This window comes from Burkholderia reimsis, from assembly GCF_003294055.1.
In the GTDB taxonomy this organism is placed as follows: Bacteria; Pseudomonadota; Gammaproteobacteria; order Burkholderiales; family Burkholderiaceae; genus Burkholderia; species Burkholderia cepacia.
In genome coordinates this window covers 1-653 of sequence record NZ_QMFZ01000129.1, presented here as the reverse complement: position 1 = coordinate 653, position 653 = coordinate 1, and the positions used below count along the sequence as shown (strand labels likewise).

The 653-nt window shown below is 55.4% G+C and carries 2 tRNA genes; both read left to right on the top strand.

Annotated elements, in window-relative coordinates:
• Window positions 1-31: 31 nt before the first annotated feature.
• Window positions 32-118, top strand: a tRNA-Leu gene (locus DPV79_RS41570).
• 410 nt (window positions 119-528) lie between these two features.
• Window positions 529-615, top strand: a tRNA-Leu gene (locus tag DPV79_RS41565).
• Window positions 616-653 lie beyond the last annotated feature (38 nt).

Below are 653 nucleotides of genomic sequence, written 5' to 3'. Positions count from 1 at the left end.
TTCTTTGCAGCAAGCAGCTACTGCAAAACGTGCCCAGGTGGCGGAATTGGTAGACGCACTAGGTTCAGGTCCTAGCGGTGGCAACATCGTGGAGGTTCGAGTCCTCTCCTGGGCACCATCTGTTTTTAAAAAGGTCGGCTTCTAGCCGGCCTTTTTTCATTTCAAGCCCAGGAAGCAAAGCGCTTGGTTGCTCCGAGCGGGGCGTCGAAAGGCTGCGCTTGCATGCGTGACTCGGGTTACACATGTGCGACCCAGCCCTCCCTCCTGACCCTCCACTTCCTGAAAAAACTCCTTCCAGTCGGCTCACCTGCATTTCCGGCATCCGGAAGGGATCAGCCCGCGCAAACCCGCCCATCACAAGTGTTCGACGATGCACGTCGGTCGCCCCGCCGCGATGTTTGCGCACCTCGCTCGATGCCCAAACAAATCCGTCAAATTATTTTCGTTCGCGACCTCAAATCCTGTTGACAGCCACCAAAGACGCGCTATAATTTCGCTTCTTTGCAGCAAGCAGCTACTGCAAAACGTGCCCAGGTGGCGGAATTGGTAGACGCACTAGGTTCAGGTCCTAGCGGTGGCAACATCGTGGAGGTTCGAGTCCTCTCCTGGGCACCATCTGTTTTTAAAAAGGTCGGCTTCTAGCCGGCCTTTTT